Origin of the sequence: Neisseria sp. P0017.S009, assembly GCF_051957375.1 — a bacterium.
GTDB lineage: Bacteria > Pseudomonadota > Gammaproteobacteria > Burkholderiales > Neisseriaceae > Neisseria > Neisseria perflava.
Genome location: NZ_JBQCWL010000010.1, coordinates 23,476 through 31,960, shown reverse-complemented (window position 1 = coordinate 31,960; position 8,485 = coordinate 23,476). Strand labels below are relative to the sequence as shown.

The 8,485-nt window shown below is 46.7% G+C and carries 3 protein-coding genes and 2 pseudogenes; 4 read left to right on the top strand and 1 reads right to left on the bottom strand.

The features are described 5' to 3' along the window. Positions 1-2,102, top strand: a 2,102-nt coding sequence (locus tag ACTHTG_RS11030; RefSeq protein WP_440362648.1) for a YadA family autotransporter adhesin, incomplete at its 5' end; no start/stop codon positions are given. A gap of 243 nt (positions 2,103-2,345) precedes the next feature. Here ACTHTG_RS11030 and dusA read toward each other — a convergent pair. Continuing rightward, positions 2,346-3,344 (bottom strand): tRNA dihydrouridine(20/20a) synthase DusA, encoded by a 999-nt coding sequence (dusA, locus tag ACTHTG_RS11025; RefSeq protein ID WP_049336164.1) that lies wholly within the window; start codon positions 3,342-3,344, stop codon positions 2,346-2,348. A gap of 217 nt (positions 3,345-3,561) precedes the next feature. On the opposite strand from dusA, the gene ACTHTG_RS11020 reads away from it, so the two are divergent. The 3 genes and pseudogenes from ACTHTG_RS11020 to ACTHTG_RS11010 form a co-directional block, all read left to right on the top strand. Continuing rightward, positions 3,562-4,182 (top strand): L-threonylcarbamoyladenylate synthase, encoded by a 621-nt coding sequence (locus ACTHTG_RS11020; RefSeq protein WP_440360690.1) that lies wholly within the window; start codon positions 3,562-3,564, stop codon positions 4,180-4,182. 569 nt (positions 4,183-4,751) lie between these two features. Then, positions 4,752-5,564: pseudogene (locus ACTHTG_RS11015) on the top strand (ESPR-type extended signal peptide-containing protein); the annotation flags it as partial. A 57-nt stretch (positions 5,565-5,621) separates the two neighbouring features. Continuing rightward, positions 5,622-8,485: pseudogene (locus tag ACTHTG_RS11010) on the top strand (hypothetical protein); the annotation flags it as partial.

Here is an 8,485-nt window from a genome sequence, read left to right as displayed (position 1 = left end):
GTACCCACACTGTAACCATCAAAGACGGTAACGGTAACACCACTACTACCATCATTAAAGACGGTGCAACTGGTGCCGACGGTAAGAACGCTGAAGCCGACGTTAAAGACAACGGCGACGGTACTCATACTGTAACCATCAAAGACGGTAACGGTAACACCACCACTACCATCGTTAAAGACGGTGCAACTGGTGCTAAAGGTGACACTGGTGCCGACGGTAAGAACGCTGAAGCCGACGTTAAAGACAACGGCAACGGTACTCACACTGTAACCATCAAAGACGGTAACGGTAACACCACTACTACCATCGTTAAAGACGGTGCAACTGGTGCTAAAGGTGAAGCTGGTAATACTGGTGCAACTGGTGCCGATGGTAAGAATGCCAAGGCCGATGTTAAAGACAATGGCGACGGTACTCATACAGTGACCATCGTTGACGGTGACGGTAAAACTACTACCACTATCGTTAAAGACGGTAAGAACGCTGAAGCCGACGTTAAAGACAACGGCAACGGTACTCACACTGTAACCATCAAAGACGGTAACGGTAACACCACTACCACTATCGTTAAAGACGGTGCAACTGGTGCTAAAGGTGACACTGGTGCCGACGGTAAGAATGCTGAAGCTGAAGTTAAAGACAACGGCGACGGTACTCACACTGTAACCATCAAAGACGGTAACGGTAATACCACTACTACCATCGTTAAAGACGGTGCAACTGGTGCTAAAGGTGAAGCTGGTAATACTGGTGCAACTGGTGCCGATGGTAAGAATGCCAAGGCCGATGTTAAAGACAATGGCGACGGTACTCATACAGTGACCATCGTTGACGGTGACGGTAAAACTACTACCACTATCGTTAAAGACGGTGCAACTGGTGCCAAAGGCGATACCGGTGCAACTGGTGAAAACGGTAAGAACGCTGAAGCTGAAGTTAAAGACAACGGCGACGGTACTCACACTGTAACCATCAAAGACGGTAACGGTAACACCACTACTACTGTCGTTAAAGATGGTGCAACCGGTGCAACTGGTGCCGACGGTAAGAACGCTGAAGCTGAAGTTAAAGACAACGGCGACGGTACTCACACTGTAACCATCAAAGACGGTAACGGTAACACCACTACTACTGTCGTTAAAGATGGTGCAACCGGTGCAACTGGTGCCGACGGTAAGAATGCTGAAGCTGAAGTTAAAGACAACGGCGACGGTACTCATACTGTAACCATCAAAGACGGTAACGGTAACACTACTACTACTGTTGTTAAAGACGGTGCTAAAGGTGATACTGGTGCAACTGGTGCTAAAGGTGAAAACGGTAAGTCTGCTGAAGGTAAAGTTGAGCGTGATGAAGCTAAAGGTACTTCTACTATCACTATCAACAACTTCGATAAAGACGGTAAAGTCATCTCTACTACTACTGCAACCGTGAAAGATGGTAAAGACGGTAAAGATGGTAAAGATGCTGACGGCACCTTCGGTCTGGTTGACGAGACTGGTACTACTGACGGCTCTATCTCCAAAAAACTGAATAACACTATTCAGATTAAAGGTGATGCGGGTACTAAAGTCCAAGTATTCGACAAAGCAACCGGTAAGACTTCAGAGAAAGAAGTTCAAAACATCTTCGTTAAGAAAGACGGCGATGCGCTGAAAGTCAGCTTGAACCCTGATCTGACCGTTAACAGTGTTACTACTAACGAACTGAAAGCAGGTCCTGTAACCATCAACCAAGGTGGTATCGATGCCGGCAACACTACTATTAAAAATGTTGCTCCAGGTAAGAACGGTACCGATGCGGTTAACGTTGACCAGCTGAACCAAAAATTCGGCGATGTGAACAGCAATGTGAACAAAGTTGACAACAACGCCCGCGCAGGTGTGGCTCAAGCTCTGGCTACTGCCGGTCTGCCACAAGCTTACTTGCCAGGTAAGAGCATGCTGGCTATCGGTGGCGGTCACTACCGCGGTGAAACCGGTTACGCTGTCGGCTTCTCTAGCATCTCCGATGGTGGTAATTGGATCATCAAAGGTACTGCTTCCGGCAACTCACGTGGTCACTTCGGTGCTACCGCAGCAGTTGGTTACCAATGGTAATCTGACTTTCAGACGGCCTGAAAAAGTCGTCTGAAAAGACGAAGCAAAGTAAATGCGGCCTATTTAGGCCGCATTTTTTTATGCTTAGATTATGTTTTGGGTTGATTCGATGAGTTAATCGTAATAGTAGCCAAAGAGAAATGAATATATCTTTAGCAGTCTGTTGTAATTTTAAAGGCCGTCTGAAACATCATTGGATGTTTCAGACGGCCTTTCATTTATTCGCACGATATACCATTAATCTCAAATATTTGCGCGTTCGACTTCTTTCCATGCGTCTAGAATCAGGCTGCCGTCGTTGTCTTTCAGCAAAGTAGCATCTGAGAGCATACGGCGCCAAGTGCGGGCATTTTTTAGGCCGTGCATTAAGCCTAGTGCGTGGCGGACGATATGGCGCAGGATTGTGCCTCGTCCTAAGGCGATTTGTTCGCGACTGTATGCATATAGCCAAGCTGCTAAGTCTGCGTATTGGATTGGTGCGTGTGCGTCGTTGTAAAACATTGTATCCCAATCGCGCATCAGCATTGGATTGTGATAAGCCTCGCGCCCGATCATGACCCCATCGACAAATTTCAGATGTTCGGCGATTTCTTCGTTGGTAGTGATGCCGCCGTTAATCAAAATTTCCAAGTCGGGAAAATCTTGTTTTAAACGATACACGTATTCATATTTGAGTGGCGGGACTTCGCGGTTTTCTTTCGGGGATAAACCGTCCAGCCAAGCATTGCGTGCATGGACAATAAATGTGCGGCAGGCTGTTTTTTCGCGAAGTGTTCCCACAAAATCTGCTACGACTTGATATTCTGTCTGTCTGTCTACACCGATGCGGTGTTTGACCGTCACCGGAATTTCAACTGCATCCTGCATCGCATTCAAACAATCTGCCACCAAATCTACATCATTCATCAGGCAAGCGCCGAAAGCGCCTTTTTGAACGCGTGGGCTGGGGCAGCCGCAATTTAGGTTGACTTCGTTATAGCCATACGCTTCAGCCGCTTTGGTAGCGATTGCCAAGTCATGCGGATCTGAGCCGCCAAGCTGTAAAGCTACCGGTTGCTCGCCTTCGTTGAAACTCAAAAAGCGGTCTTTATCTCCGTAAACCACCGCGCCTGAATTGACCATTTCGCTATAAAGCCAAGCATTGCGTGTAATTTGTCGCGCCATAAAGCGATAGTGTCTGTCTGTCCAATCAAGCATAGGTGCGACAGACAAGCGGCGGGAAGGTAGGGAAGAAGCAGGCATTGAGATGACTTTCAAACAAAATAATGCATTATATAGCGTATTAAATTGACTTTCGATATCGGCCGGTAAATCAAAATAATATATAAGGTATCACTGGGTGCAGCCGTGTTGTAGCTGAGGCTAAATCCATTCATGGTGGTGGAAATCCAATATTCAGACGGCCAAATAAGTTTTAAAATGTCAAACAACAAACCATTAGAATGATAAGGAAAAAAACATGGCACAATTTTTCGCCATCCATCCCGATAATCCCCAAGACCGCCTCATCAAGCAAGCCGCCGATATTGTCCGTAGTGGCGGTGTCATCGTTTACCCTACGGATTCCTGTTATGCGCTGGGTTGCAAACTCGGTGACAAAAACGCGATGGAGCGCATTCTCACGATTCGTAAAATCGATCAAAAACACCATCTGACCCTGATGTGTGCCGATTTGAGCGAATTGGGTACTTACGCCAAAGTAGATAATGCCCAATTCCGCCAGCTTAAAGCAGCTACGCCCGGCAGCTACACCTTTATCCTGCAGGCAACCAAAGAAGTACCCAATCGCACGCTTCACCCCAAGCGCAAAACCATCGGCCTGCGTGTTCCCGACAACGCTACTGCCTTGGCGCTTTTGCAAGAATTGGGCGAACCTATTTTAAGTTGCACCCTTATGCTTCCTGAAGACGAAGAGCCATTGACTGATCCATACGAAATCCGAGACCGTCTTGAGCATGCTGTTGATTTGGTTATTGATGGTGGCTGGTGCGGTACTGAGCCGACGACGGTTATCGATATGACCGATGGCACTGAGCTGATTCGTCAAGGCAAGGGCGATATTACCGTATTCGGTTTGTAAAACCATCCGCGTTTGTATAAGTAGGGATATGCGTATTCTTTCTATGACGTATTAAAAGCATATTGCCAATTTTATTGATAGCTCAAAAAACAAATTATTCAAGCAAGCAATTGTTCAAAATCATTTCATCAAAGGCCGTCTGAAATCTTTCAGACGGCCTTTTCCATTTTTTAGAAAACAATTCATTTTAAATAAAATTCCGAGCAATTGGCACGTTGCTTGCATGATTACTGTGATTGCTGATGACTTGTCGACGGAATACAACATTACGCTTATTAATAAAAACATGACTGGAGAACTTTTGATGATTAGTTTTTCTGTTCAAACGTCATGATTTTGTTTAAAAATTAAAGATAATCGGTTGATATTTTAGACTAGCGGATATTTTGTAAGTATGAAATACTATACCGTTGCGGGATAGTCAAAAGCCTAAATTTCGTCTTAAAGTGACAATAAACGTCAGCTCGAAGCAAGCATTTTGCAGGGAAATCCTCCGCAATAGATTTTTTAAAGTAGCGTCATGCTCACGCCTACGCTTTTACCCATCATAAAAAGAGAAAGACACACTAATGAATAAGATATTTAAAGTCGTTTGGAACCGTACGATTCAATCTTTCGTTGTAACGTCCGAATTGGCCAAAGGCCGTGTGAAATCGTCTGCAGAACAAAACAGTACAGATGTATCTGCCGAATCCGGTAAAAATGGTATCGCGACAGTTTTCAGATTGACAGTGATTTCGGCAGCTCTTTTGGGTGCAGGTAATTCGTATGCGGCAACTGCAGTACGAGGAAAAATTGAATTTGATGCTGTAACCAGTGCGACCGCGGTCAGCGGTGCAACAGCGACCGGTATTGGTGCTCTGTCAGTAGGAGCATCAGCCAATGCTACGGCTAACGGTGCAGTTGCGGTAGGTACGAGTGCAAATGCAACACATAATAATAGCCTTGCTGTTGGTACAAATGCCAAGGCTACTCAAACTCATGCTGTTGCGATGGGTGCAGATACAAGTGCAAGTAGTTCACATGCAACAGCGATAGGTAAAAGTGCCAATGCTGTTTCTGCAGATTCAACAGCATTGGGCGCAGATTCCAAAGCAAATGGTACGCAAGCGACAGCGGTAGGTAAGAATGCTCTTGCCAATAATACGGGTACAACGGCATTAGGCAATTCGGCACAAGCATTTGGTATAGGCTCTATTGCTTTAGGCCAATCCAGTGTTTCTCGAGGAAGTAATGGGGTTGCAATCGGTGTTGGTAGCGAGGCTTCTGCAAATGCAGAGAATGCCATTGCAATCGGTACGAATGCGGTAGGTAAGGTTACAGAATCTATCGCTGTAGGTAGCTCGGCACAGGCTCAAAGTGCAAACACTATTGCTATCGGTAGAGGCGCAGTTACAAATTCTCCTGGTATTGCTACAAAAATTCCAGGTAGAAAAGATGTGCCTGCAAGTGCCATTGCAATTGGTTTGGAAGCTAATGCAAGTAGCTGGGGCGCAATCTCAATCGGTCGTGAAGCTGGGCTAGAGATTCAGAATCCAACTAACACAACGGCTAATAATATTGCTATCGGTAATACTGCACGTGTAGGCGATAAAGCTGCAAAAAATAGTGTAAGTCAGTCTATTGCAATTGGTTCGGGTAATTACAGAGATATTGATACAGAAGGTAGACCTGAAGGTGCATGGGCACGCGGTGACCAATCTATTGCCATTGGTGGTAATGTTGTGGCTAATGGCAACTCATCTGTTGCTATTGGTGGTGACGATTTAGTTGCAGTAACAAAAACTTTATATTCAGGTAACGCTTCTGACGAGTTTGTTTATTACAATACAGACGGTAGTGTTAGAGAGCGTTACGCGCTGACCGGTAAGAATTTGGGCACGATCTACACGAAGATGAGCGGTGATACGATTAGTGGCTATCCGACTACATTTGCCGGTCAAGGCTCGGTTGCCTTGGGTGTTCAAGCCAATGCGACTTCTGATTTATCTTTGGCTGTTGGTACAAGGTCTCAAGCCTCCTCATTTGGTGGTGTGGCTGTGGGTACAGGTGCAAAGGCAACTTTGCTGAACTCTGTAGCTTTGGGTACGGCTTCTAAAACCGATAAAGAAGGTCGGGCATACGTTCAACGTGAAATCATGGGCGTGACCTACACTTGGGCAGGCGGTGCAACTACCGATGCAGGTGATGTTGTGTCTGTCGGTTCTAGAGGTTATGAACGCCAAATCATCAATGTATCCCCTGGCGATATTTCCGCTACTTCCACTGATGCGATCAACGGCTCACAGCTTTATGGTGTTTTGAATGCAATTGAACGTGTCCGCTATTTCTCTGTTAAGTCAGAAGAAGGCAAAACTGACGGTACGAAAAACTGGAACAATGACGGCGCAAAAGCAACCAATTCGATTGCCATCGGACCAAATGCGGCAACAAGCACTGGTGCGACGGGTAGTGTTTCCTTGGGTCATAATGCCAACGTACTTGGTTCATCTTCTATTGCCGTTGGCCCAAATGCAACTGTAACTTCGGGAACTGTGGGTGCCGTGGCTTTAGGCTCTAATGCCAATTCTCGCGGTACAGGCTCTATTGCCATAGGTTTGAATACAGAAAATGATCGCAATTACTCTATAGTCGTCGGTGCTCACAGTAGAGCCAACTACGAAAATGCAACTGTTGTCGGTGCAAGGGCAGCAGCACAAAATAACGGTACGGCAATGGGCTATTTGTCAAATGCAGTCGGTGATGATTCTGTTGCAATTGGTCATCAGGCGCAGACTGCTCAATCTTATTCTATTGCCATTGGTAAACAGGCAAACAGTTCAGGCCTTTATTCCACCGCTATTGGTTCCTCAGCCCAAGCTGCCGGGCAGAATAGTTTTGCCGGTGGTAATAATGCAAAAGCAACTGGAAGCGATTCAGTTGCGTTGGGTAATGGTGCGACGACTACGATCGGTAGCTCTGTTGCATTGGGCAATGGTGCTGTCGGCGCAGCCAATAATTTTGATGCAACAGCTAAAAATGCAACATTCAAAAACGATAGCGGCGCTGCGACCAATGTCAGCTATGCTGCTTCTTCATCTGGTAAAACAGGCGCGGTTTCTGTAGGCAGCGCAGGCAATGAACGCCAAATCCAGAATGTTGCCGCAGGCCGTATTTCCGCCACTTCAACCGATGCAGTTAATGGTAGCCAACTGTACACAGTGATGAACAATGTTGGACACAATATCCAACAAAACGGTACAGACAAATCCCGTATCAATAACAACGGTACAGTCAACTACGCTAATGGCAACTTGACGACCGTTGCAGTTACTGATGGCGAGAATGCATCAAAAGTCCAAATCAACGTCACTCAAGGCACATTGTCTGTCAATAATAATGGCACAGTTTCCGCACCGACTGCCGGTGTGGCGACTGCTGGTGATGTAGCCAATGCCATCAATAATGCCAAAACCACAACCAAGGTGGAGGCAGGCAATAACGCGCACGTTAATAAAACAACTTCAGGCAAAGAAACCACTTATACCGTCAGCGCAGATAAAGCAACGGTACAAGTTTCCAATGCTTTGAATTTGAACTCTAATACCACAACTGCAGCCGATGGTGCCGTCACAACTAATTACAGTATCGATCTCGCTCAAAGCACTAAAGATAACATCCAAAAAGGCGTAGACGCCAAAACCACCGTTGACACCAAAGGCCTGACCTTCAACGGCGACAGCGGCAGCACCAATGTCGAAAAACTCGGCTCCACCGTGACCGTTGCCGGCGACGACAACATCACCACCGAAGCCCAAGACGATAAAGTGACGGTTAAGCTGAACAAAGACCTGGTGGTAGACAGCGTCAAAGCCGGCGACACCACCGTGAACAACGACGGTGTGAAAGTAGGCGACGATGTTGCATTGACCCAAGACGGCGTTAAAGCAGGTGATGTCAAACTGACCAAAGACGGATTGAACAACGCCGGCAACAAAGTGACCAACGTAGCCGATGGCGACCTCAATGCCAACAGCAAAGATGCCGTTAACGGCAGCCAACTGTTTGCGACCAACCAAAACGTCGCCAACAACGCCGCCAATATCGCCAAAGGCATCAACTTCGGCGGTACCACCGGCAGCAATAACTACGCATTGGGCGACACCATCAATGTCAAAGGCGACAGCAACATCATCAGCGAAACCGTAGCCGGTGGCGCACAGCTGAAACTGGCCAAAGACATCACTGTTGACAGCGTCACCGCAGGCGACAGCAAACTGAATACAGACGGCCTCACCATTACCGGTGGCCCGAGTGTGACCAA